The organism is Streptomyces sp. WMMC1477, assembly GCF_027460245.1.
GTDB lineage: Bacteria > Actinomycetota > Actinomycetes > Streptomycetales > Streptomycetaceae > Streptomyces.
In genome coordinates this window covers 944,268-966,886 of sequence record NZ_JAPZBD010000003.1, presented here as the reverse complement: position 1 = coordinate 966,886, position 22,619 = coordinate 944,268, and the positions used below count along the sequence as shown (strand labels likewise).

The window sequence follows — 22,619 nt, the reverse complement described above, 5'->3', positions numbered from 1 at the left end:
CCCGGACGGGAAGAGAAGGCTGACGGAGGATCATGGCTGTCGAGACCGGTCAGCCGGTGACGAAGGCCGCGGACGGTGGCACCACCGTTCGCGGCCCTCGCCGCGGGGCTGACGCGAGCACACCGGCACGCGTCCGGCGCGCCCTCGCCAAGCACTGGTACGCGTGGACGATGGTCGCCCCGGTGGTGATCGTCATCGGCGTGATCATCGGGTACCCGCTGGCACGCGGCGTCTACCTGTCCATGACGGACGCCGACGAGCGCAACGTCGAGCGGACCATCGGCGCCCGCACCCTGGAGGCCAGCTACGAGTTCGTCGGCCTCGACAACTACATCGAGGTCCTCACCGGCGACGTCTTCTGGAGCCGGCTGGGCTGGACGGTCGTGTGGACGGTCGCCTGCGTCAGCATCACCTTCACCCTCGGCCTGACCCTGGCCAACATGCTCAACCGCAGGCTGCGCGGCCGCGCCCTGTACCGCGTGCTGCTCATCCTGCCCTGGGGCGTGCCCGCGTTCGTCTCCGTCTTCGCCTGGCGGCTGCTGTTCAACGGCGACGGCGTCTTCAACAACGTCCTGTCCGGCGGCGGCATCGAGGGCGTCACCTGGCTGGAGGACCCCACCTGGGCCAAGGTCGCCGTCATCGCGGTCAACGTCTGGCTCGGCGTGCCCTTCATGCTCGTCGCCACCCTCGGCGCCCTCCAGTCCATCCCCGGCGAGCTGTACGAGGCCGCCGAGATGGACGGCGCCGGTCCCTGGCAGCGCTTCACCAACATCACGCTGCCCAGCATCCGCTCGGTCAGCTCCACGGTCATCCTGCTGAGCACCATCTGGACGTTCAACATGTTCCCGGTGATCTTCCTGCTCACCCAGGGAGGCCCCTACGGCTCGTCCGAGATCCTGGTGACGGAGGCCTTCAACCTCGCCTTCGTCCGCAGCCCGCGCGACTTCGCCGGCTCGGCCACCTGGGGCGTGCTCATCCTGCTCATCCTCATGATCTTCGCGGTGTTCTACCGCCGCGCCCTCCGCAAGCAGGGAGAGGAGTGGTGACGGACATGACGAACCCCGCACCCGAGAAGACCCCGGACGCCGAGAAGGCACCGGAGGCCCACGGGACCCCCGACGCCCCGGGTACGCCGGCCGGTCCCGTGGCACCGCGCGGCCGCGTCCGCCGGCGCGGCGAGCGCGGCCCGGCCGCCTCCGCCGCCCTCCACCTGGGGCTGCTGGCCGCCGTCCTGGTGGCCGTCTTCCCGCCGTTCTGGCTGCTCGTGACCTCGTTCAAGCCGCGCAACGAGGCCTTCAGCCTGGACCTCGTCAAGGACTTCACCACCGAGAACTACACCCACGTCCTCGGCGAGACGGCCTTCCTCACCTGGTTCGGCAACTCCGTCGTCGTGGTGACCCTGACCGTCATCCTCGGCGTGTTCATCGCCGCCACCACCGGTTACGCCCTCAGCCGCTTCAGGTTCCCCGGCATGCGCCCGCTGCTGTGGACCCTGCTCATCACGCAGATGTTCCCGGTCGCCGTGCTGATCGTGCCGCTGTACAACCTGATGGCCAAGTTCCAGCTCCTCAACCAGCCCATCGGCCTGGTCATCACGTACCTCACCATCGCGGTGCCCTTCTGTGCCTGGATGATGAAGGGCTTCTTCGACACCATCCCCGTCTCCATCGACGAATCGGGCCGCGTCGACGGCCTCAGCCCCTTCGGCACCTTCTGGCGGCTCGTGCTGCCGCTCGCCAAGCCCGGCATCGCCGTCACCGGCTTCTACAGCTTCGTCACCGCCTGGGCCGAGGTCGCCTACGCCTCCGCCTTCATGACCGGCGAGGACGAACTCACCCTCGCCCGCGGCCTGCAGACCTTCGTCAACCAGTACACCCAGGACTGGGGCTCCATGACGGCCGCCGCCGTGCTCATCGCCGTCCCCGCCGCCCTCGTCTTCGGGTTCGCCCAGCGCTACCTGATCTCCGGAATGACCGCCGGGGCCGTCAAGTCCTGACGCCCGGCCCGGAGCCGTCGTCCGACGCTTCGCTCAACCCGCCACACGACACCCAGGGATGACATGACCCAGCACCTCGCCGCACCCGCGCCCGGGACGGCCGTCCCGGCCGACTCGACCGACCGGCCCGGCTGGTGGCGCGACGCCGTCATCTACCAGGTCTATCCGCGCTCCTTCGCCGACGGCAACGGGGACGGCATGGGCGACCTGCCCGGCATCCGCCGCCGGCTCCCCTACCTCGCCGAGCTGGGCGTGGACGCCGTCTGGCTCAGCCCCTTCTACGCCTCCCCCCAGGCCGACGCCGGCTACGACGTCGCCGACTACCGGGCCATCGACCCCATGTTCGGCGATCTCCACGACGCCGACGCCCTCATCCGCGACGCCCACACCCTCGGTCTGCGCGTCATCGTGGACCTCGTCCCCAACCACTCCTCCGACCAGCACGACTGGTTCCGCCAAGCCCTGCGGGAGGGCCCCGGCTCCCCGCTGCGCGAGCGCTACCACTTCCGCCCCGGCAAGGGAGAGAACGGCGAAGAGCCCCCCAACGACTGGGAGTCCATCTTCGGCGGCCCCGCCTGGACCCGCACCGAGAACCCCGACGGCACCCCCGGCGAGTGGTACCTCCACCTCTTCGCCCCCGAACAGCCCGACTTCAACTGGGACCACCCCGCCGTCCACGACGAGTTCCGCTCGGTGCTGCGCTTCTGGCTCGACATGGGCGTCGACGGCTTCCGCATCGACGTCGCCCACGGCATGGTCAAGGCCCCCGGTCTGCCCGACATGGGCCACGGCGAACAGCTCAAGCTCCTCGGCAACCAGGTCCTGCCCTTCTTCGACCAGGACGGCGTCCACGAGATCTACCGCTCCTGGCGCCGCATCCTGGAGGAGTACGGCGGCGACCGCATCGGCGTCGCCGAGGCCTGGACGCCCAGCGCCGACCGCACCGCCCTCTACCTGCGCCCCGACGAGCTCCACCAGGCGTTCAACTTCCACTACCTCGGCGCCCCCTGGGACGCCGCCGAGCTGCGCGCCGTCATCGACGAGTCCCTTGACTCCCTGCGGCCCGTCGGCGCCGCCACCACCTGGGTGCTCTCCAACCACGACGTCGTCCGGCACCGCACCCGGCTCGACGGCGGCCTGCCGCGCGCCCGCGCCGCCAGCCTCCTCATGCTCGCGCTGCCCGGCTCCGCCTATGTCTACCAGGGCGAAGAGCTCGGCCTCCCCGAGGTCACCGACCTCCCCGACGAGGTGCGCCAGGACCCGTCGTTCTTCAAGTCCGACGGCCAGGACGGCCTGCGCGACGGCTGCCGCGTCCCGATCCCGTGGACGGCCACCGGCACCTCCTACGGCTTCGGCACCGGAGAGAGCTGGCTGCCCCAGCCCGCCGAGTGGGCCGGACTCAGCGTCGAGGAACAGACCGGCGACCCCGGCTCCACCCTGGAGCTCTACCGCACCGCCCTGCGCATCCGCCGAGAGCACCCCGACCTCGGCGCCGGGGACGCCGTCACCTGGCTGGACGCCCCCGAGGGCGTCCTCGCCTTCCGGCGCGGCGGCTTCGTCTGCACCGCCAACACCACCGCCGCGCCCGTCACCCTGCCCCAGACCCCGGGCACCCTCCTCCTCGCCAGCGGCCCCTGCGCCGGGGGCTCCCGTGCCATCGACGGCGTGCTGCCCGCCGACACCACCATCTGGTGGTCCGTGTGAGCGTCACCGAGCCGGGCGCGGTCGTCGCGCCCGCCCGGCTCGCCGACATCGCCGCCCAGGCCCGGGTCAGCGAGGCCACCGTCAGCCGCGTCCTCAACGGCAAGGCCGGCGTCGCCACCGCCACCCGGCAGAAGGTCCTGGCCGCGCTCGACGTCCTCGGCTACGAGCGCCCCGTCCGCCTGCGCCAGCGCAGCGCGGGCCTCGTCGGCCTCGTCATCCCCGAGCTGACCAACCCGATCTTCCCGGCCTTCGCCCAGGTCATCGAGCAGGCCCTCGCCGGCTACGGCTACACCCCCGTCCTGGGCACCCAGATGCCCGGCGGCGTCACCGAGGACGAACTCGTCGACCAGCTCGTCGAACGCGGCGTCACCGGCATCATCTTCATGTCCGGCCTGCACGCCGACCTCTCCGCCGACCCCGGCCGCTACACCCGTCTCGCCGGGCGCGGCGTCCCCTTCGTCCTCATCAACGGCTACAACGAACGCGTCAGCGCGCCCTTCGTCTCCCCGGACGACGACGCCGCCGCCCGCATGGCCGTCCGCCACCTCACCGACCTCGGCCACCGCCGCATCGGCCTCGCCGTCGGCCCGACCCGCTTCGTCCCGTCCCTGCGCAAGACGGAGGGCTTCACCGCCGCCGTCGCCGAGGCCGGCCCCGCAGTCGAGGGCCGCGTCGAGCACACCCTCTTCACCGTCGAGGGCGGCCAGGCCGCCGCCGGCGCCCTGCTCGACGCCGGCTGCACCGGCATCGTCTGCGGCTCCGATCCCATGGCCCTCGGCGCCGTCCGCGCCGCCCGTGGCCGCGGCCTCGACGTCCCCCGCGACGTCTCCGTCATCGGCTACGACGACTCCGAGCTCATAGCCTTCACCGACCCGCCGCTGACCACCGTCCGCCAGCCCGTCCGCGCCATGGCCCACGCCGCCGTCCAGTCCCTGCTGGAGGAGATCGGCGGCAGCCCCGTCCCCCGCACCGAGTTCGTCTTCCAACCCGAACTCGTCGTCCGCTCCTCCACCTCCCAGGCCCCGCCCACCGCCTGAGCGGGGTCCGCCCGCTGCCGCGGGCACGGCTTTCGGCCATGGCGCCGGAGACCGTGCCCGGGGCCCGTGTGCGCGGAGCTGTCGCGTTCCCCGGCGGGGGGAGATCCGCCGGGATGGGATGGGCGGACAGAGCGGAGAGCAACTCCGCGTCGCGGGGCGACGACGCTGAGGTGGCTCCCCGCGCGCCACGAGGCCCGCTGCGCCGCCTGGTGTTCGTCTTCGGCCAGCCACGCCCGGATGACGCCGCCGGGGTCCGGGGCCTGGGGTTGTCCCGGTGCGGGACAACAAGCGGCCGCACGGCCCCGCGCCGGCGTTCGGTGCGGCTGGCTGGTCCGCCTTCGTGGCCGGACTGACCGCAGGCACCCTCCCGACCCTCCGGCACGAACAGTCCGAGACGGCAGGGCACCGTCCGGTCATGCAACGCCTTTGCGGTGCCAGGTGACGACGGTGTCGCCGACGCATCGCGGTCAGTCAGGTGCGGCGTAGCACCGGACGGTGACCCTCTGGTCCTGGCCCCACCGCTGTTCCACCGTGTCCAGCAGGTGCCAGCCGAGACGCTCGTACAGCGATGCCGCCAAGGTGTCGGAGGCCACTACGTCCAGCACCGGATGCAGGCCGCGATCCCCGGCCTCCCCGACGGCGCGTGCCATCAACGCCGCGCCGATTCCGCGGCCACGCGCCGACGGGGCCACGAACAGCCGGTTGACCACGGCGGTCGTAGCCACGGCCCGGCCCGTGCGCGCGCTCCACAGGGCGGGCGCCGCGTCGCCCTCCGTGCTGCGGGACAGGCCGACGTGCCCGACGATCTCGCCGTTCGCCTCCGCCACCCAGGCACGGATGAGCGAGGGCTGCGTCAGCCAGGAACCCGGCTCGTGAGGCCAGTTCACCGGGTAGCCGTCCGCCGCATGGACCTGTGCCAGCACCCGGACACAGCCCGGGACGTCGTGACGGCCCCGGTCCCGGACGTGCGGGGTCGCCGGACCTCTGGGGGGCGCTTGTTCGCTCTGCACGGCGCCATGGAACCACGGGCGCGGCCCCCGCCGGTCACGGCCTTCCGGTCCGACGCGCAGCCGTCTGCTGAGCTTCGGACCCCCATCTGCCTTGCCGATCATGGCCGTTGACACCTCGGCCGGGTCGGGAATGATGGCGGAGGACAGGTGACGACATGGTCGGGGACCCCGACCGGGAGGCAGGCGAACCGATGGCACCCCATCCCCCGCTGCTGCTCTTGGGCGGAGCCCTCAAGCCGACCGGGCTGGACTGCATGGACCAGGCCGCCGAGCGGGGCGTCGACGTGGTCGTCGCGGACACGGCCGACAACCTGCGCAGGGCGCCCGAGGTGGTCGAGCGCGCCCTGTACACGGTGGAGCTGACCTACTCCGACCCGGAGGAGGTCCGGGCGTGGGCCACGGCCGCCGCGGCCGAGGGCGAGCGGTATCTCGGGGTGTACGGGACGCGGGAGACGGCGGCCGAGTCCGTGGCCGTGGCCGCCGAGGTGCTGGGCCTTCCGGGCAACGGGCAGCAGGCCGTCCGGCGCATCCAGGACAAGTACGCGTGCCGGGCCGCCCTCGCGACGGCGGGCTTTCCGCAGCCGCCCTCGGCCCGGTGCCACTCGGCACAGGCCCTGCGGAGCTTCCTGGCCGAGCACCCGAAGGGGCCGTGGATCGTCAAGCCGGCCGCCGGGCGCGGCAGCGCGGGCGTGTCCCTGGTCCGGGACGCGACGGAGCTGGACGCGGCCCTCGACCACCTGATCGCCGCCCACCGCGAGCTGACGGCGGACCTGCACCGACAGGGCGTGGCCGTCGAGTCGCCGGACGCGTTCGAGGCGGGGGTGCTGGTCGAGGGGTTCCAGGAGGGGGAGGAGTTCAGCGCCGAGGGCGTCTTCGTGGACGGCGTCCCCCGGGTGCTCGCGCTCACCGCCAAGGTCACCACGGGCGGCCCGCACTTCGTCGAGCTGGGCCACTCGATGCCCGCGCCCGTCGCCCCCGGTATCGCCGAGCACGCGCAGGAGACCCTCGCCGCCGCGGCCAAGGCACTCGGCCTGAGCTGGGGCGTGTTCCACATCGAGTTCTGGCTCACCGTGGACGGGCGGATCGTGCTCGGCGAGTTCCACGTCCGGCCCGGCGGTGACTCCATCTACGTCATGGCCCAGCGCATCACCGGTGTGGGCATGCATGGGGTGGTCTTCGACCAGCTGCTCGGCAACCCGGTCGACGCCGGTTCCTGGCGCCCCCGGCACGCCGCGGCGATCCGCTTCCTCACCCCGCCCCCGGGCACGGTCGCCGACGTCGAGGGGTGGGCGGAGGCCGCCTCGGCGCCGGAGTTCCTGAGCGGCAAGCTCACGCTGGAGCCGGGCAGCGAGGTGCCGCCGCTCAAGTCCTCCTTCGACCGCACGTCCTTCGTCTGCGCCAGGGGCGACACGGCGGCCGAGGCCGTGGCCAACGCCGACCGCCTCGTCCGCGCCGTGCGCATATCACTCCGCCCCACCCCGACGCCTGGTTAGGCCCTCTCGTCGGGCCCGGCGCCGAGGAGATCTTGGAAGGCCACGGCCCTGACCCTCACCCAGCCGATCCCGGCCGAATGACGCGGTTCCGGGTGCTTGGGGTGGCCGCGGGGCGGCCTGGGGCGTAGGAGGCGCACCTGGTCACCGGCCGCCTCGTGCACATGGCCGCGGCCCGGGCCCGGGCCCGCGACCTCGGGGCCGCTGGTGCGGCTGTCCGCGTGGTCGTCCGGGCCGACCTGGGTGAGTAGCGAGGCCGACGGTCAGTAGCGGGGCAGCGGCCTGACGGATACCTCGACACGGCCCGAGGGCTCGGCGCCGTGAAGGTGTGCCACGTTGCTCAGGCGGAGTCGGCGGAGGCCGTGCGGTTCCTTGAGATCATCCAGGTCCAGCCTGTCCGCCGCGTCTACCCACAGCCACTCCACCCGGGGGAACACCCGCGTGATCGCGGCCAGTGTCACCTCGCCGCCCTGCGTGATCGCGGCGCTGCGCACACCGGGGAAGCAGAGGCCGGCCTCGGCCAGCAGGCTGACCGCTGCGCCGGACAGCGACAGATGCTCCAGGCCGGGGACAGCGGCGACATGGCGCCAGTCGTCCACTCCGGTCGCCGGTTCGTGGCCGGCGTCCTCCAGGTGAAGCCGTCGCAGTCGCGGGAAGTTCTCGATGCCACGCAGCTCCCGGCAGTGGGGGGCGAGGACCAGTGCGGTCGCGGGGCAGTCCGGGGGCAGCAGCGCCATGGGTTCCCAGGCTTGGCGTAGGCCGATCTCCAGGTCCGGTACCTCCGCGAACGCGAGGAAGGCCTCCGGAGGGATCTGCCCCTCCTGGTCGACGTGCAGGCGGCCGAGCGGAAGTCGGTGCAGGTGCTCCAGCTGGCTGATCCGGGGGCTCCTGAACAGACGCAGTTCGTTCAGGGGGAGGTCGCGGAGAGGTGAGAGGTCCGAGACGCCGGATCGCTGAACCGACAGGGAGCGGAGATTCGACAGCCGGGCGACGGCGGACAGGTCCGTCGGGCCGATCAGGTTGAGCGTGCGCGTGCCGGGACCGCAGATCTCGGCCACGCGGTCCGCGAGCGGCTTCAGCACGTAGAGGTGCTCGCGTCCCCGCGCCAACGGAATCTGCGCGGGGACGGACAACCGGGTGAGCGCTTCCTGCGGGAGGTCCGGCAGGACCCGTTCCGCGAAGAGCGGGACGTCCACGTCCGGCCACGCCTGGGCGACGTGCCACCGGGCGGCCGGGGTGCCGCTTCGCGCATAGCGGCGCAGCAGCGGGACGGGCGCGTCTCCGCCGAGGGCGGCCAGAGTGCGCACCACCGCGATCTGTTCGTCCTCGCCGAGCCCGTCCGGTCCGGGCAGCAGCCCCAGCACCACCGGGCCCACGGCCGCCAGCGACTCGGCTTCCCCCACGCTGCGGGGCGGGAGGTACCCGGACGCCCGCTCCAACACCTCCCGGCGGACCTCCGGGTCGAGCTGGGTCGCGTGTTCCAGGCAGGCCATGGCCAGCAGGTGCAGTCGGACGCGGTGCGGCTTCTCCTTGTCGCCCCGCTCGACCAGGCCCGTCAGCAGGCGCTCGCGCTCCCGGGGCCGGCCGTGGGCGACGGCCATCCGGATCACGTCCTCGTACAGGTCCAGGTGCGCGTGACCGATCAGGAAGGGAAGGTCGAGGCCGTCCACCGCCTCCCGTGCGCCGAGGTAGTCCTGGAAGGTCCGGTGGACGAAGTCCACCACGCCCTCGGCCGGTTCCCGCAGCAGCCCCGAGCGGACCAGCAGGTGGCGGAACACCGTCCGCGCGTCGCCCTGTTCGGCGACCTGCGGCATCGACGGCAGGAGCTGGCCGGTCAGCTCCACGGCGTCCACCTGCTCCATCTCGGACCGGCCGTTGCGGATCAGCCAGTAGGCCAGCTTCTGCAGCAGCACCGTCTGGGACTCGGTGTCCAGGACGAGACCGGCCCGTACCCGGCGCTCCTGGTCCCGCTGCTCCAGCAGCATGCGCAGCGCCGCGTCGTACACCGCCTGCCGACCGCGCGGCAGGTAGGCGTGGCGGGCTCGGTGCAGCGCGCACAGCAGCCCGCACATCAGCGGGCTGGTGGCCAGCCGCGCCAGGTCGCCGCGGGTGCGGACGGTCTCCAGAAGGTCGTCGGCGTCGGCCGGGTCCGTTCCGGCCGCGTGATGCCAGCGCTCGACGAAGGTGGCGATGTCGGCACGGCCCATCGGGGCCAGCGACAGGTCCGAGAAGGCGTGCCGGGACAGCCAGCCCGCCGGAACGGCCGAGGGCCGGGAGGTCACCAGCCACAGGTTGGACGGGAAGGAGCGCACCAGCGACAGCAGCCAGCGGCGGGCCGTCTCGCGCTCGGCCTCCGGTACCTCGTCGATGCCGTCGAGCAGCAGCAGTCCGCGCCCGGCGAGCAGCACGCGTTCCGCCCAGCCCTCGGGCGGCGTGTGCGGGCAGCGCACCGCGCTCAGGAGTTCGCCGGGGGTGGGCAGCTCCCGGCCGCCGCGGGTGAGGCTGCGCATCGGCAGTACGAACGGCACGCGGCCGAGGAGGGAGCCCAGGCCGTCCGGAGGGCTGCCCTGCGCGGTGGTCACGGCGAGCCACTGCACCAGCGTGGTCTTGCCGGAACCGGCGGCCCCGCGGATCAGCACGCGCTCCCGGTCGCGGAGGGCCAGTTCGGCGCGCTGCGGCGGTCCCGGAGCTGCGATCCTCCCGTCGTCAACACCGTGCGCCGGGCTCGCCGGGGTGGTCTCGGTGGACCGGAGGCTGAGGTAGGCGTCGTCCAGCGGCCACTCCTCCTCCAGGTCGAGGCCGAAGATGGTGAGCCGACCGTGCTGCTCGGCGATGTGCCGGGCGTAGCGCTCCTCGAACGCGGCGTCCTCGGCGGAACGGTCCGCGACGCGGTGGACCAGCAGGTCGACGCGGCGGATCAGGTGGTCCAACTGCCGGGTCTGCTCCACGAGCGTGCGGGCGATGAAGGGGGAGCGCTGGGTGAAGTGGTTCAGCAGGTGCAGGCAGGCGGTCTCCAGCAGCCGGTCGTGCAGGAGTTCCGCGTCCCGGGAGAGCGCGGTGGGCCGTCCGGCGGAGCGCAGCAGCTTCCGGGCCAGCTCCCGGTGGCCCAGCCGCACGGCCTGGAGGTCGTCCATCTCCAGCTCGCCCAGGGTGCCCAGCGTCCCGGTCAGCGAGCGGGCGACCGCCGTCAGCTCGTCGGCGGGTAGGACGTCGTGCGGCCCGGCGGCGCGGGCGGCGCGCCGCACCAGCTCGTCCGCGAGGACCCGGAGTTCGGAGTCCCGCACCGCGGCGCCCGGGCCCCGGAAGGCGAGCAGCATGCCCAGCCGCACCGGCTGGTCCACGACGACCGGCTCGTCCTTGCGCAGCAGCTTCCTGATCAGTGGCAGCAGTGCCGAAGAGGCGATCCGCAGCCCCGAGGTTCCCAGGTCCACAACGCCGACCCTAGGTCAACGCGTCCACTGCCGGGCGAGTTTGACCGGCGACCGGACGTGCTCGTCCGAGTGCGCGGGGCGTGACACTGCCCCGGGCGTCCGCCCCCTCGTCAGGGCGTCACGAGAACGGCGGGGCCGGACCTACCCGCAGGTGGAGGGGGTTCGGGTGTCGCAGAGGCCGTCGCGGACGGCTCGGGTGACCGCGGAGGTGCGGTTGCTGCAGTCCAGCTTGGCGAGGATGTTGGACACCAGGCGCTTGGCGCCGTGCAGGGAGATGTGCAGGCGGCTGGCGATCTGCTGGTTGCTGAGCCCGTCGACGAGCAGCTCCAGCGCCTCGCGTTCGCGTGGCGTCATGCGCACGGCCGCGGGCTTGTCCGGCGTGGGGGCGTGCGTGTGCTGGGCCCGGTTGAGGAGGGCGTGGACGAGGTTGGCGGAGATGGGCACCTCTCCGCGCAGCATGCGGGCGATGGCGGTGCGCAGAGTGATCTCGGACAGCTCGCCGGTGGAGAGGCAGCCGCCCACGGGTATGCCGGCCAGCCGGCCCCACTCGGCCTGCCGTTCCTGGTCCACGAGGACGAGTACCTTGACGCCCTTCGCCGAGGCCAGGGCGAGTTCGGAGCGGGCGGCGTCGTCGATCTCGTGCAGCGTGACGATGAGGACGGTCGGGACCTCGTCGCGTACCGCCTCCCGGGTCGCCTCCCTGGCGGTGACCGTGATGGCGGCGGAACTGTGGACGGGGCCGTGCCGCAGCATCCCGTTCAACAGGTGCTCCAGCCGGTACCGCTCCAGGAGGTTCCGGATCACGATGAAGACTCTGGGGCGGTCCACCGCTGCCGTGTCGGGCCGTGCTGAGTACGGATCGTGGGTCACGATCTCTCCCCCGTGCGGGTCCAGGCCGGAAATGTAAGCGAACGTTTTGCGTCATGCTCATGTTTCGCGCCAACCGCAATCATCCCTTGAGAGGGAGTGTGGTAAACGCGCGCGTCCGCTTTACGACACCGGGGAGTTCTTCCGGACGGGGGTGCGGACCCGTCCTGTGACCAGGGCCGCCACGGCGACGGCCGTGACGGCGGCGCACAGCCACCAGTAGAGCGCGGGGGAGAGGCTGTCGCGGACGGCGAGGAACACGCTGCCGCCGATCAGGGCGCCGATGCTCTCGCCGGTGGCGAGGGTGATCTGCTTGCCGGTGAAGGTCGCGACGAAGCTGCTGGAGGAGGCTTCGCCCGCCGCCGCGAACGCGCTGTCCACGGTCGGGGCGAAGAGGATCTCACCCAGGGTGAAGACGGCGACGGCCGCGTACAGGACGACGGGGTCGCCGCCGGAGAGAGCGAGGACGACGAAGGCCGCGGCGAACAGGGCGAGCCCGGTGAACAGCACCGTCATCAGGTCCAGGCCCCGGTCGAGCAGCCGGGCGACGCCCTTGGAGACCGGTACCTGGACCAGCACGATGAGGACCGCGCTCATCGTGAAGTAGCTGGCGACCTGGAGCTTCGAGTCGGAGGTGGAGAACAGGTAGATGGGCAGGGCCGAGTAGAGCTGCGCGTAGAGGAACCAGCCGATGGTGGAGGTCACCATGAGGCGGCGCAGGAACGGCGAGGTGCGCAGGAGGCCCCAGTGCTCCCGGAAGGAGAACCGGCGGCGGCCGTCCGGCTGGTAGCCCTCGTCCCCCCGGCGGGCGACGACGAGCATGACGAGCGCCGCCGCCAGGTACCCGGCGGCGAGGACGAGCAGGAGGCGGCGCGGGGCCGAGGTGTCCAGCAGCGCGGTGCCGATGAGCGGTCCGACGGAGGCCGCGAGGTTCAGCATCACGTTGAGCTTGGCGAAGGCGGTCACCTGGGAGCCGGTCCCGGAGGTCCACTCGGCGACGACGGACCGCACGATCAGCCCGTTCAGGCTCACCCCGGTGCCGCCGGCGGCGAGCAGCACGATGAGCGGCACGGCGGAGGAGGTCAGCGCGAGCAGCGCGAACGCCCCGCCGGACAGCAGATTGGCGAGCAGCAGCAGCCGGACGCCGGACCGCCCGGCGAGCCAGGGGCTGAGCACGATGGAGCCCGCGCGCGAGGAGCAGGCGAACGCGAACAGGGCCAGCCCGACGACCAGTCCGGGCTGTTGCAGGCCGTCCTTGAGCAGGACGGGCAGCACCGGGGCCAGGGCGAACCGGCTGGTGAAGGCGATGACGTACTGGAGGAGGAGCGGGCGCACCGCCCGTTCGGCCTCCCGCGCCGTCCGCGCGGGGGCAGAGCCGGAGGCGGGGGCAGACGAGGGGGCCGGGGCTATGGGGCCCTCGTCCGCGGTCTTCTCGGTCACGGCGCTCCGGGTGCCGCTGACGGGGCCGGGCCCGCGGCGGGCCCGGCGCCCGGCCCGGCGCTCGGCTCCGCGGCGGGTGCAGGGGTGGGCTCCGCGGTGAGGCGGGCGCGCCAGCGGGCGGCGATCTCGGCCTCGCTGGTGCCGTCCTCGTAGGCGGGCGAGATCAGCTCCCCGGCCTCCTCGACCCGCACGAGCACGACGGACCGCACCTTCGCCGGGTCGGTGCCGCGCTGTTCCCGGAAGCGGCGCACGACGCGGTCGTACGTCTCGCCCCCGGTGTGAACCCGGCCCTCGCCCCGGAACCGGTAGCCCTTGCGGCGGACCGGATCGACGACGTTGATCTCTACCGCCGGGTTCACCGCGAGGTTGGCGACGGTGCCGGGGGAGTGGAGGTCGAGGAAGACGAGGTGCTCGCTGTCCCAGACCTCCGTCGTCCCCTTGGGGGAGAGGTTCGGCGTCCCGTCCGGGCGCACCGTGGCGACGAAGCCCAGCCCCTGGGCCGAGACGAGCCGTCGCATGTCCTCATTCAGTGTCATGGGTCGCGAGCCTTCGTGACGGGATCGTGTGCGAGGCCGGTTCGCGCCGGAACACCCGCAACCGGCCGTCCAGACTGACGGGTTGACGGCGGGGCATCGCCTTCCGGCGGGGATCGGGGGTGCCAATATACAGCCAGCCCAGGGCCCGTTCGCTGCCCTCGGCGTCCAGGAGCCGGCGCATCGCCGCGGCGTCGGCGTGGGCCCCGGTGCGCCAGATGCTGCCGAAGCCGCGGGCGTGCAGCAGCAGCATCAGCGAGGTCGTCATGGCGGTGGCGGCGGCCAGCTGTTCCCACTCCGGGATGCGGGCGTGCGGCTGCGGGCAGAAGACGAGGCCCGCGAGCAGCGGCGCCCGCTCGACCTTGGCGCGCATCGACTCCGCGCCCTTGCCGCTGCTCTCGGCCAGCGCCCGGCCGACCTCGGCCCGGTCCTCTCCGCCGACGAGCACCCAGCGCCACGGCCGCAGTTCGCCGTGGTCGGGGGCGCGCGAGGCGGCGCTCAGCAGATAGCCGAACTCCTCTTGGGTGGGCGCCGGTTGGCCGAGTACGTGTTCGCTGCGCCGCGTCAGCACGGCCGTCATCACGTCCATGGGGGTAGCCCTTGCTCTCCTGAAACGGGGGTGGAAAGGGTGTGGAGGGGCGGGAACGGGACCGGTCCCGGTGGTCAGGTTCGCCCGGCCGCGTCCGGCCGCCACGCCGTCGGTGGGGGCGTGCGGCCCTGCGCCTCCCCGGCCGCCTTCATGAACAGCCGCAGTTCGTGCGTGTCCTGCTCGGCCCAGGCGAGTCGCGCCCGCAGCTCCTGGCGAGCGGCGGCGGCACCGGCACCGGCCTCGTCCCCGCCCGCCGGGGCGGCGAGCTGGACGAGCCGGTGGGCCAGACGGCGGCGCGTCTGCATCAGGCGGCGCAGCCGCCGGCGGCCGTCGCGCCGCACGGCGCGGGCCGCGCCGTCGGGCAGCCACAGCCGCACGTCCCGGAACCCGGGCACGTGGACGGCGAAGCCCCGCTCGGGCCGGGACGCGGCAGGGCTCAGCGGCACGCCGCCGAGATGCGGGAACCACGCCGTGCCCAGCAGGGGGCGGACGGCCGGATCGGTGGCGTCGACGGCGACGGGCTCGTCCCGGGGACGGCCGGTCACGCCGTGGAGACGCTCGGCCTCGCGCGCCGCCCCGACGACGGCGGCCACGGCGTCCGCGAGCTCCGCGTCCACCTCCCAGACCGCCCCGGGCCGGGACTCGGCCGCCCGTCGCAGCCGGTCGGCGGCGTCGGGCATGAACGGCTCGTAGACGGTGGCGACGTCGAGCAGGAGCGCCCGTGTGACGGCCTCGGTGCCCGTCGCCGAGCGCAGCCGCAGATAGCGGCGCAGAACGTGGACGGCGAAGTGGGTGACGGCCTCCGTCGCCCGGTCGAAGCGGCACGCGGCCAGGTGGCGGCGGACCTCGGCGCGGGCGTGCCGGGCCGCACGCCGGCCGTGGTGCTCCATCGCGTCGGGCTCGCGGCCCTGGCCGGGGCCCGGCCCCGGCGTACCCGCCCCGTCGGCGACGAGCGCGGCCAGCTCGACGGCGGCGGAGCGCACGGCTGCCTGCGCGGTGAAGAGCTCGGGCCGCAGCCGCACGTCCTCGGCCTCGCGGCAGGCCGACAGCAGCGCGGCGCGCAGCACGTCCCGCCCGTGCCCGGCGAGCCCGTCGGCCAGGGTCAGCACGTTGCCCCGGGATTTGCTCATCTTCCGGCCGTGCTCGTCCAGGACGAGCCCGTGCAGCCAGATCTCCTCCACCGGCGGCCGTCCCCGCACGAACGTGCCGATGGCCAGCAGCCGCACGAACCAGAAGAACAGGATGTCGCGCCCGGAGGTCATGAGGGAGGCGGGGACGGGACGGACGTCCGCGTCCTCGCCCTCCCGGGCGGTGACGGCCAGGGGCCAGTGCGCCGAGTTGAACCAGGTGTCGAAGACGTCGGTCTCCGGGCGCAGCGGCGCCCCGCAGCCCGGGCAGTCCCCGCGGTCCGGGCCGTCCGGGTGGTCGGCGGGCTCCCGTGTCACGCCCTCGGGCGGGGAAGGGGCCCAGCGGGGGCAGGCGTCGCACACGAGCGCCGGAATCCTCTGCCCCCAGGCGATCTGGCGGCTCACGCACCAGTCGCGGGCGGTGTCCAGCCAGTGCCGGGCCTCCCGCTCCACGGCCGCGGGACCGATGCGCAGCACGCCGTCGTCCAGAGCCTCCCGCACCGGCCCGAGCAGTTCGGGCAGCCGCAGGTACCACTGGTAGCCCCTGCGGGCGGTCAGCTCGGTACCGCACAGGCCGCAGCCGACGACGCGTACCGGACGGGTGGTCCGCCGCAGCCGGAACCGTGCCACGGTGGCCTCGCGCAGCTCCTCCCGGGACAGTCCGGCCAGCCCGGTGAGCCCGGCCGGCTCGGGAGGTGCGCCGACGAGGGAGCGGCCCGCCTCGTCGAGCAGCTCGGGGCAGGGCAGGCCGTGGGCCTCCGCCAGCTCCCGGTCGGCCTCCCGCAGCGCGGGCACCACGAGCCGCGGCGCCTCGACGGGGGCCGCCAGCGTCGGGAGTTCCCACCGGAGGGTGGGCAGGGCTGCCGTGCCGCCGGCGGCCGGGTGCCCGGGGGGCACCGCCACGGCCACCGCGCCCCACAGCTCCTCGACGGCCGGCAGCTCCAGCACGTGCGGACGCCGCGCCAGCTTCAGGGCCAGCAGCGCCACCGGCACCCGGGCCTCGGCGGCCGACTGCTCGACGTCCGGCACCGTGCTGCGGCAGCTCGGGCACCAGGGCGAGATCCGCGCCTGCCGGTAGAGCAGCCCGGCCTCGGCGAGCCGCCGGAAGGTGCCGTCCACCAGCGTGCGGTAGTCCGGGTCGAGGGTGTGGAGTTCGGCGTCCCAGTCGCAGCCGAGGCCCAGCTCGCGCAACTGCCCGGAGATGAGGCCCCGGTGCTGCTCTGCCCAGGCCCGGACCCGTTCGTCCGGGGGGAGTTCGGGACGGAAGCCGGTGGCCCTGCGGACGGCGGCGTAGGTGCCCAGGCCCGCGTGGTCCGTCCCCGGCACGTACAGCACCTCGGTGCCGTCCAGCCGGAGCGAGCGCACGAGGGCGTCCTGCACCGCCATCGTCAGCGCGTGACCCACGTGCAGGGTCCCGGTGACGTTCGGCGGGGGCATCGGGACGACCCGCCGCCGTCCGCGGGCCGTCACCGCCCGCGCCCGCGGACGACGCTGCTGACCACCGTCCCGGAGGGCGGCCACACCGGCGGCACGGCGGAGTCGGCTTCCGCCTCCGGCGCCGTGGCGTCCTCCTCCGCCGGCCGGGTCCACAGGTTGCGCTGGAACATGGCCACGTCCAGGTTGGAGACGAGGAAGCCCCGCAGGAACTCCATGTGGGCCGGAACGCCCTCGGGGAGCTTCAGCGTGAACCAGAACTCGCGGCTGGAGCGCGGCGGTACGGCGACCTCCCGCACGCCCGGAGTGACGGTCACCCCGTGCTGGTCGGCCTGGTAGAGCCGCATGCCCACGGCCCCGTACAGCGGGCGGTCCGCGTCGTTGGTCACCCGGACGCCCTGCCGGTGCTCGCCGCCGCGGCGGGCGGTGTCCGCGCCCAGCACCACCGGGGGCGGCACCGCACCGGGCACGTCCCAGATGTTGCCGCAGCTGGCACACAGCGCGAACTCCCGGCTGGCCTGCGGGTGGTGGTCGTTGCGGTACTCGCGCAGCACCACCCGTGCCGCGCAGTAGGGGCAGGTGGTGGGCGGCAGGTGCCGGGCGACGTGGAAGTTCCCGTCCGCCGACTCGCACTGCTCCAGCCACACGAACGCCCCGGCCGCGATGCGGTCCAGCAGATGCGTGCACAGCGCCTCGTCGAGCCGCGAGAGACCCGAGCGCAGCTCCCCGGCCGCCGTGTCCGCCTCCCGCAGGGCCAGCGGCGCCGTCCGGGCCTCGGCCCGCCGACGCGACAGGGCCGTGGCCTTCGACCGCAGCTCCTGCTCGGCGTTGTCGAAGCCGCCGAGGTAGCCGCGCAGCAGCCGCCGGTAGGCGGAGGCGTTGCCCAGCGTCCGCGCGACGTCGTCGCTCAGTTCCTGGTGGGGGCGGCCGGGGTCCACGCGCAGCGCCAGCCGCCGGAGCCGCAGCGCCTTCCAGGAGAAGACGAAGAGGCGCACGCCCCCGTCCTCCTCCCGCACGAGCGCCGTGCGCAGGTCCACCTCGTCGCTCTCGCCGTCAGCCGCGGTGATCCCGGTGACCCGGACGGAGGGCGCCGGGCCCGGGTCGGGCAGGAGCACCTCCAGCAGCTCCGCGTCGACGCCGGAGAACTCCACCTCGACGCCCCCGCCCTCGGCGCCGGGACGCACGGCCACCTCGGCCGCGTCCGGGCCGGGCGGGAAGGGCCGGAACTCCGGGTCGCCCAGGAGCAGGTAGTCCGGTGCCTCGCGGCCCCACAGCGGAATGGCGTTGTTGAGCGTGCGCACGATCTCGCCCATGGGCCGTCCGGTGCGCACGAGCCGCTCGGCGAGGACGAGCTCCACGTTGTCGTCGCCGAACCGGGTACGACGGCTGCCCACGAGCGCGACGCCCTCGCCCTCCTGGTACGTGAAGGGCAGCGTGAAGTGCTCGTCGAACGCGCCGTCCCCGCCCAGCCGCATCACGTTGCAGCTGTTGAAGAAGGCGACCGGGGCGGACAGCGTGTGCGCGGGCAGGACCTCGCCGCCCTTGACGCAGTCGCCGTCCAGCACGCACGCGGGCAGCCGGGTCTCCGGACCGGACGGGGCGGGCTGGAGGGAACGGCCGCACAGCGCGTCCGGCCCCAGGTGGAAGAGGTCCTCGCGGCTGTGCCCGGACAGGAACAGCGCACTCACCTCGCCCACGGCCTCCAGATACCCGGCCGCCGAACGCTCCCGGTTGAGCAGGAAGCTGTCCGGACCCACGTCCGGGTCGGCGTCCAGGCCGGTGAAGACGGCGGCGCTGGTCGGCGGCAGCGGGCCCGGCAGGGCCAGCCGGCGGCTGGTGACGGAACTGAGCACCTGGAGCGAGGTGGCGGTGAGGAATCCCACGGGACGGGACGCCAGCTCCAGGCCGTCGGCCAGCCGGCCGGCCGCGTGGTACGAGCGGGACAGGGTGAGCGCGGGCAGGTCCTCGACGCCGATCTCGTCGTGGGGGAAGGCCAGCGTCAGGGTGCCCGGCCACCGCTCCGCCTCCCGCCGCGCCTGCGCGGCGTCGGGTACCCAGCGGAACGGCCGCCCGGTGCGCGCGGCGAGCAGCATCGCGGGCAGCGACCACTCCGGCGCGCCCCAGCCGAGCACCGCGCCGAGGTCGCCGTCCTCCGGTTCCAGGCCCAGGAGTACGGCCGTCGCCTCCACCTGCCCGTCCGTCTGCGTGGCGAGCCGCTGGAGCCAGCCGTCGACCGTGGTGTGCACCGACCGGTGCGGGCCCGTCGCACAGGCGGTGAGATACCAGCGGACGGGGTGGAAGGAGTCCAGCGGCGCCGCCCAGCGGTGCCACAGCCGCTGGAAGTGCCGCCACAGGCCGAGGGTCTCGTCGTCCGCCCGGGCCAGGAAGTCGTGCATCGTGACCGCGCCCGGCGGGTCGGGCAGCGGCGAGTGGTGGGCCCGCAGGTAGGGCAGCGGGACGACGTCGGGCCGCCGGATCGCCAGCGCCACCATGGGGCCGTAGTCGTCCAGCGAGTCCGTGCGGAGCTGCGGCGCCCCGGTCGCGTCGGCGGACGGCGTGCCGGCGTGCGGCGGTTTCGGGCTAGTCGTCATCGTCGGCGGCCTCCCCCCGGCCGAAGTAGTCGGCGTTGATCTGCGTGTACCGCTCGAACTCCTCGGGCACCTCGTCGTCCGGGTAGATGGCGTCCACCGGACACACCGACGTGCAGGCGGCACAGTCGACGCACACCTCGGGGTCGATGTAGAGCATCGGGGTGTCGGGCGTGCCCTCGATGCAGTCGACCGGGCACACGTCGATGCAGGCCCCGTCCTTGACGCCCTCACACGGCTGGGTGATGACGTACGTCATGCCGCACCTCCCGTCGGCCTGCTGATCGCCTCGTTGAACACGGTGACCTCGCCGTCGCGCACCTCGGTGCGGAACGTGCGCAGGTCGCGGCAGGCGGGCTCGTTGACCCGGGCGCCGGTGCGCACGTCGAACCGCACCCCGTGCCACGGGCAGCGCATCAGGGCGCCCTCCAGCTCGCCGCCGAGCAGCTCCACGCCCTGGTGGGTGCAGCGCGCCGCGGTCGCGTAGACCCGCTCGCCGTAGCGGAAGAGGAGCAGCGCGCGGCGGCCGATCGTCACCGGGTGCGGGGTGAACTCCGGGATGTCGGCGAGCGGCAGGGTGAGCGCGTCGGCGGACGCCTCGGCCGGGGCCGCGCCCCGTGCCTCCGCCGTCCTCGTCTCGGTGCGTTGGCTCATCGGCCCTCTCCCAGGATCGCCTTGCGGCGCGCGAGCTTGCCGCCGTCCTTGTCCTCGTAGCTGTCGAGCTTCACGCAGTACTTCTCGTCGAACCACAGACCGCGGCGCCAGGTCGCCTCGGTCACGGCCTTCATCCACCAGCTGATCCGGATGACGACCGCCAGCTCCTTGGGGGTGAACTGGCCGTCGTCGTCGTGCGTGGCGCGGTTGATGCGGAAGTCGGCCAGCCCCTTCAGCCGCCGCGTGCCGCCCGGCAGGTCGACGTCGAACACGAGCGGTGCCCGGGTCACGAACCGCACCCCGTTGGCCCGGTGGCCGTTGTGGTGGGCGTCCTCCATCACCGCGATGTCCGGGTGCTGGAACGCCTGGGCCTGGATACGCTGGGCCGGGTCGGGGCTGTAGTTCCGCACCCGGCAGACCACGTTGTAGCGCATGCGCTGGCTGATGGCGTTCATGATCTGGTCGTGCTTGAGCCGCACGCCCCGGGCTGCCGGATCGAAGTCCTGCCGCACCGCCGTGTACGACATGACGTCGCTCATCGCGATGTCGTGCGGCGTCTCCAGCTTGTTGCCGCGGGCGCAGGTGATGATGGAGTAGTCGGCGCCCAGCTCCGGCAGCGTCAGGGCGTACTCGGCGAGCGCCACCAGGATCTCGGCCGGGTTCGTCCCGCTGTCCATGACCTGCTCGGTGAAGGCGGTGAAGCGCTCCACGTGACCGTCCCCCGGCGGGAGCCGGTGGCCCGTGCGGGCCTCCAGGTGCCGCTGGAGGCCCTCGGGCAGCTCGTCCGCCCGGATGTCCGCCTTCGGCAGGAACCACTCGCGCCGCTCCCACGTCGCCCCGTTGATGCGCATGCAGCGGATGCGGTCGCGCTCGATCCGCTTGCGCAGCGCCACCAGCGAGGCGGCCAGGTCGAACAGCGTCTCGCCGGGTGCCAGGCCGGGGTCCGGCTCGGCGAGGATCCGGCGGTAGCCGCGGCGCTTGGTGAGGAAGAACTCCTGCAGCAGACTGAAACTCAGGTCCGCCTGGTTGAGTTCGCTCACCGCGACTTTGCTGATCTGCCAGAGCCACAGCGTGGACACGAGAATCAACGACTCGTCGGTCCATTCGGCCACCGGTGCACGCCGGCAGTCCGCGATCAGTTCTACCGCTCCGTCGTTGTCGACGGACAGTTCACCGACGAAGAACTGCAGCGGCCGGGGAACGACCACCTGCTCCTGGAGTTTTCCCAGGAGTTCGTCGCGCTCGGTCTCGCTCAGTTCCTGCCAGCGGCGCCGGGCGATGTCGGTGGCCGGTGGGGCGGAATGTCCAACAGTGGGGGCGGACACGGTCCATCTCCTCCTACGCTCGCGTGGACGTCAGACTGCGGCGTGTACGTCGTCCCAGAAGCGCACGTGCCGGACGATCTGGTCCTTGGCGGCCTCGACCAGCTTCCGGTCCTTCTCGGACCGCGTCGCCACCGCGCCCCACAGCCCGCGGAAGTGCTCGACCTCCAGCTCCTCGTGCAAATGGAAGAACTCCAGCGACTCGGTGATGCCGTAGCGGTCCTGGAAGGCGTCCAGCGTGAGCCGGTTGCGCAGGGGTGCCACCAACTCCCTTCCGGCCAGGGCCGCGAGGGACTCCTGTCCAGTGCGCTCGGGGGCCAGGTACAGCTCGGCGAAGTGGTTCTCGTACGCGGTGGTGACGGGCAGCGGCTCGATCGCCTGGGGGTTGTCCACACCGATCACCTTGAGGAACTGCAGGGCCAGCCCGTGGTGGTCGCCCGTGACCTCCTCCTCGATGTGCTCGCTCAGCTCGCGGAGGATGTAGTCGGTGTCGTAAGAACTGCCGAAGGCCGGGCTCTTGGCGATGCACACCCCGAACCAGCGATGAAAGGTGTTGCGCCAGAGGTAGTACTGCTGGAACACCTTGCTGACGTGTTCCAGCGGGAGCTCACCGGCGGTGAAGGCACTCCAGAACGCACTGTTCTCAAGTTCGCTGCCGACGGTGTCGGACAGCTCGGTGACGATCGATTCGCTGGTGAATGTGGTGGCGCTCATGAATCCCCCTCGTGTGAAGGATTGTTTAGGTGCCTGAAGGTATTCGCCGGTCTCCGCGAATACGGTGCCGAGTGAGGGACTCGAACCCCCAAAGACCACGAACGGGTCCACCCGTGAAACACGGGCGCGTATTCCTTTCCGCCACCTCGGCCGGCTGTGTGCTGAAGATTATCCCGCTGGCTCATGCCCGCAGAAGTGGCCGGGAGGTGTAGCCGATCGGCTAGGGCCTGCCGTCACAGGGGAGTCCGTCCGTGACGTGGGGACCGCCCACGGCGTGAGCCGGGGGAGCCCGGGCGCCGAGGCCTACGGCCGCGGGTCCGGGGGGAAGAGGACGGCAGGAGTGGGCGCGGGGTCCACGGGGGGACGCCGGTCGGTGCCGCGTGTGCCCCTCGGGCGTGCTGGACGACGAGCGTCCTGGTGAGCCTCGCGCCCACGCTCGTCCTCATCGCCGCTCGGTGGGGCGGAGGTGTCCTCGCCGTCGGCACCCGCCCGGCGGTGGGGGAGCGCGGTGCGGCCGTGGCCCGCCGCTGGGGATGCTGCCGGGGGGTGTGCGGCGCGAGGCCTGGCCGGTCGACGGCACGCGGCACGGCAAGCAGGTCTGGGCCGTCCTCGCCTCCGGCCGGTGAGCCCGGGAGGGGGACGGCGGCGGCGCGGGCACCGGAGGGGGTGCCCGCGCCGTGGGG

The 22,619-nt window shown here is 73.2% G+C and carries 18 protein-coding genes and 1 tRNA gene; 6 read left to right on the top strand and 13 right to left on the bottom strand.

Annotated elements, in window-relative coordinates; translation table 11 throughout:
• The first annotated feature begins 32 nt into the window (after nt 1-32).
• From O7609_RS04645 to O7609_RS24555, 5 genes are all read left to right on the top strand, one after another.
• On the top strand, nt 33-1,046 hold the full coding sequence (locus O7609_RS04645; RefSeq protein ID WP_269733633.1) for a carbohydrate ABC transporter permease: 1,014 nt from the start codon (nt 33-35) through the stop codon (nt 1,044-1,046).
• Between the two features lie 5 nt (nt 1,047-1,051).
• Nucleotides 1,052-1,996 (top strand): sugar ABC transporter permease, encoded by a 945-nt coding sequence (locus tag O7609_RS04640; RefSeq protein ID WP_269733632.1) that lies wholly within the window; start codon nt 1,052-1,054, stop codon nt 1,994-1,996.
• 63 nt (nt 1,997-2,059) lie between these two features.
• Nucleotides 2,060-3,700, top strand: coding sequence for a glycoside hydrolase family 13 protein (locus tag O7609_RS04635; RefSeq protein ID WP_269743111.1), 1,641 nt, complete (start codon nt 2,060-2,062; stop codon nt 3,698-3,700).
• Nucleotides 3,697-4,737, top strand: coding sequence for a LacI family DNA-binding transcriptional regulator (locus O7609_RS04630; protein WP_269733630.1), 1,041 nt, complete (start codon nt 3,697-3,699; stop codon nt 4,735-4,737). Before O7609_RS04635 ends, O7609_RS04630 begins: the two co-directional genes overlap by 4 nt.
• Before the next feature lie 274 nt (nt 4,738-5,011).
• A complete protein-coding gene (locus O7609_RS24555) occupies nt 5,012-5,179 on the top strand; it encodes a DUF397 domain-containing protein (protein WP_332330035.1) in 168 nt (55 codons plus the stop codon).
• A 25-nt stretch (nt 5,180-5,204) separates the two neighbouring features.
• On the opposite strand, the gene O7609_RS04620 is transcribed toward O7609_RS24555, so the two are convergent.
• Nucleotides 5,205-5,660 (bottom strand): GNAT family N-acetyltransferase, encoded by a 456-nt coding sequence (locus tag O7609_RS04620; protein WP_269733629.1) that lies wholly within the window; start codon nt 5,658-5,660, stop codon nt 5,205-5,207.
• A 242-nt stretch (nt 5,661-5,902) separates the two neighbouring features.
• On the opposite strand from O7609_RS04620, the gene O7609_RS04615 reads away from it, so the two are divergent.
• Nucleotides 5,903-7,240, top strand: coding sequence for an ATP-grasp domain-containing protein (locus O7609_RS04615; RefSeq protein WP_269733628.1), 1,338 nt, complete (start codon nt 5,903-5,905; stop codon nt 7,238-7,240).
• A 260-nt stretch (nt 7,241-7,500) separates the two neighbouring features.
• Here the strand turns inward: O7609_RS04615 and O7609_RS04610 are convergent, their stop codons facing one another.
• From O7609_RS04610 to O7609_RS04555, 12 genes are all read right to left on the bottom strand, one after another.
• On the bottom strand, nt 7,501-10,668 hold the full coding sequence (locus tag O7609_RS04610; RefSeq protein ID WP_269733627.1) for an NACHT domain-containing protein: 3,168 nt from the start codon (nt 10,666-10,668) through the stop codon (nt 7,501-7,503).
• Nucleotides 10,669-10,809: 141 nt separating this feature from the next.
• The gene (locus tag O7609_RS04605; protein ID WP_269733626.1) at nt 10,810-11,472 is read right to left on the bottom strand and encodes a response regulator transcription factor; all 663 of its coding nucleotides are present in this window, start codon (nt 11,470-11,472) and stop codon (nt 10,810-10,812) included.
• Between the two features lie 186 nt (nt 11,473-11,658).
• On the bottom strand, nt 11,659-12,975 hold the full coding sequence (locus tag O7609_RS04600; RefSeq protein WP_269733625.1) for an MFS transporter: 1,317 nt from the start codon (nt 12,973-12,975) through the stop codon (nt 11,659-11,661).
• Nucleotides 12,972-13,511 (bottom strand): pyridoxamine 5'-phosphate oxidase family protein, encoded by a 540-nt coding sequence (locus tag O7609_RS04595; RefSeq protein WP_269733624.1) that lies wholly within the window; start codon nt 13,509-13,511, stop codon nt 12,972-12,974. Before O7609_RS04595 ends, O7609_RS04600 begins: the two co-directional genes overlap by 4 nt.
• Nucleotides 13,498-14,097, bottom strand: coding sequence for a nitroreductase family protein (locus O7609_RS04590; RefSeq protein ID WP_269733623.1), 600 nt, complete (start codon nt 14,095-14,097; stop codon nt 13,498-13,500). Before O7609_RS04590 ends, O7609_RS04595 begins: the two co-directional genes overlap by 14 nt.
• A gap of 74 nt (nt 14,098-14,171) precedes the next feature.
• Nucleotides 14,172-16,661 carry a class I tRNA ligase family protein gene (locus O7609_RS04585; RefSeq protein WP_269743110.1) on the bottom strand — a complete coding sequence of 830 codons (2,490 nt, stop codon included), beginning with the start codon at nt 16,659-16,661 and terminating at the stop codon, nt 14,172-14,174.
• 29 nt (nt 16,662-16,690) lie between these two features.
• Nucleotides 16,691-19,249 (bottom strand): C25 family cysteine peptidase, encoded by a 2,559-nt coding sequence (locus tag O7609_RS04580; RefSeq protein WP_269743109.1) that lies wholly within the window; start codon nt 19,247-19,249, stop codon nt 16,691-16,693.
• The gene (locus tag O7609_RS04575) at nt 19,239-19,505 is read right to left on the bottom strand and encodes a 4Fe-4S dicluster domain-containing protein (protein WP_269733620.1); all 267 of its coding nucleotides are present in this window, start codon (nt 19,503-19,505) and stop codon (nt 19,239-19,241) included. The genes O7609_RS04580 and O7609_RS04575 overlap by 11 nt, the downstream gene beginning before the upstream one ends.
• A complete protein-coding gene (locus O7609_RS04570; RefSeq protein WP_269733619.1) occupies nt 19,502-19,900 on the bottom strand; it encodes a Rieske (2Fe-2S) protein in 399 nt (132 codons plus the stop codon). Before O7609_RS04570 ends, O7609_RS04575 begins: the two co-directional genes overlap by 4 nt.
• Nucleotides 19,897-21,225 carry a hypothetical protein gene (locus O7609_RS04565; protein ID WP_269733618.1) on the bottom strand — a complete coding sequence of 443 codons (1,329 nt, stop codon included), beginning with the start codon at nt 21,223-21,225 and terminating at the stop codon, nt 19,897-19,899. Before O7609_RS04565 ends, O7609_RS04570 begins: the two co-directional genes overlap by 4 nt.
• A 30-nt stretch (nt 21,226-21,255) precedes the next feature.
• Nucleotides 21,256-21,936: an iron-containing redox enzyme family protein gene (locus tag O7609_RS04560; protein ID WP_269743108.1), complete on the bottom strand. Its 681-nt coding sequence runs from the start codon at nt 21,934-21,936 to the stop codon at nt 21,256-21,258.
• A gap of 65 nt (nt 21,937-22,001) precedes the next feature.
• Nucleotides 22,002-22,087: transfer RNA gene (locus O7609_RS04555), tRNA-Lys, on the bottom strand.
• Between the last annotated feature and the right edge of the window lie 532 nt (nt 22,088-22,619).

Bases quoted from the DNA above. Each gene is read 5' to 3' on its own strand.
- O7609_RS04575 (WP_269733620.1), bottom strand. From the start codon at position 19,505: ATGACGTACGTCATCACCCAGCCGTGTGAGGGCGTCAAGGACGGGGCC.
- O7609_RS04615 (WP_269733628.1), top strand. From the start codon at position 5,903: ATGGTCGGGGACCCCGACCGGGAGGCAGGCGAACCGATGGCACCCCAT.
- O7609_RS04640 (WP_269733632.1), top strand. From the start codon at position 1,052: ATGACGAACCCCGCACCCGAGAAGACCCCGGACGCCGAGAAGGCACCG.
- O7609_RS04645 (WP_269733633.1), top strand. From the start codon at position 33: ATGGCTGTCGAGACCGGTCAGCCGGTGACGAAGGCCGCGGACGGTGGC.
- O7609_RS04585 (WP_269743110.1), bottom strand. From the start codon at position 16,661: ATGCCCCCGCCGAACGTCACCGGGACCCTGCACGTGGGTCACGCGCTG.
- O7609_RS04595 (WP_269733624.1), bottom strand. From the start codon at position 13,511: ATGACACTGAATGAGGACATGCGACGGCTCGTCTCGGCCCAGGGGCTG.
- O7609_RS04580 (WP_269743109.1), bottom strand. From the start codon at position 19,249: ATGACGACTAGCCCGAAACCGCCGCACGCCGGCACGCCGTCCGCCGAC.
- O7609_RS04570 (WP_269733619.1), bottom strand. From the start codon at position 19,900: ATGAGCCAACGCACCGAGACGAGGACGGCGGAGGCACGGGGCGCGGCC.
- O7609_RS04635 (WP_269743111.1), top strand. From the start codon at position 2,060: ATGACCCAGCACCTCGCCGCACCCGCGCCCGGGACGGCCGTCCCGGCC.
- O7609_RS04560 (WP_269743108.1), bottom strand. From the start codon at position 21,936: ATGAGCGCCACCACATTCACCAGCGAATCGATCGTCACCGAGCTGTCC.
- O7609_RS04590 (WP_269733623.1), bottom strand. From the start codon at position 14,097: ATGGACGTGATGACGGCCGTGCTGACGCGGCGCAGCGAACACGTACTC.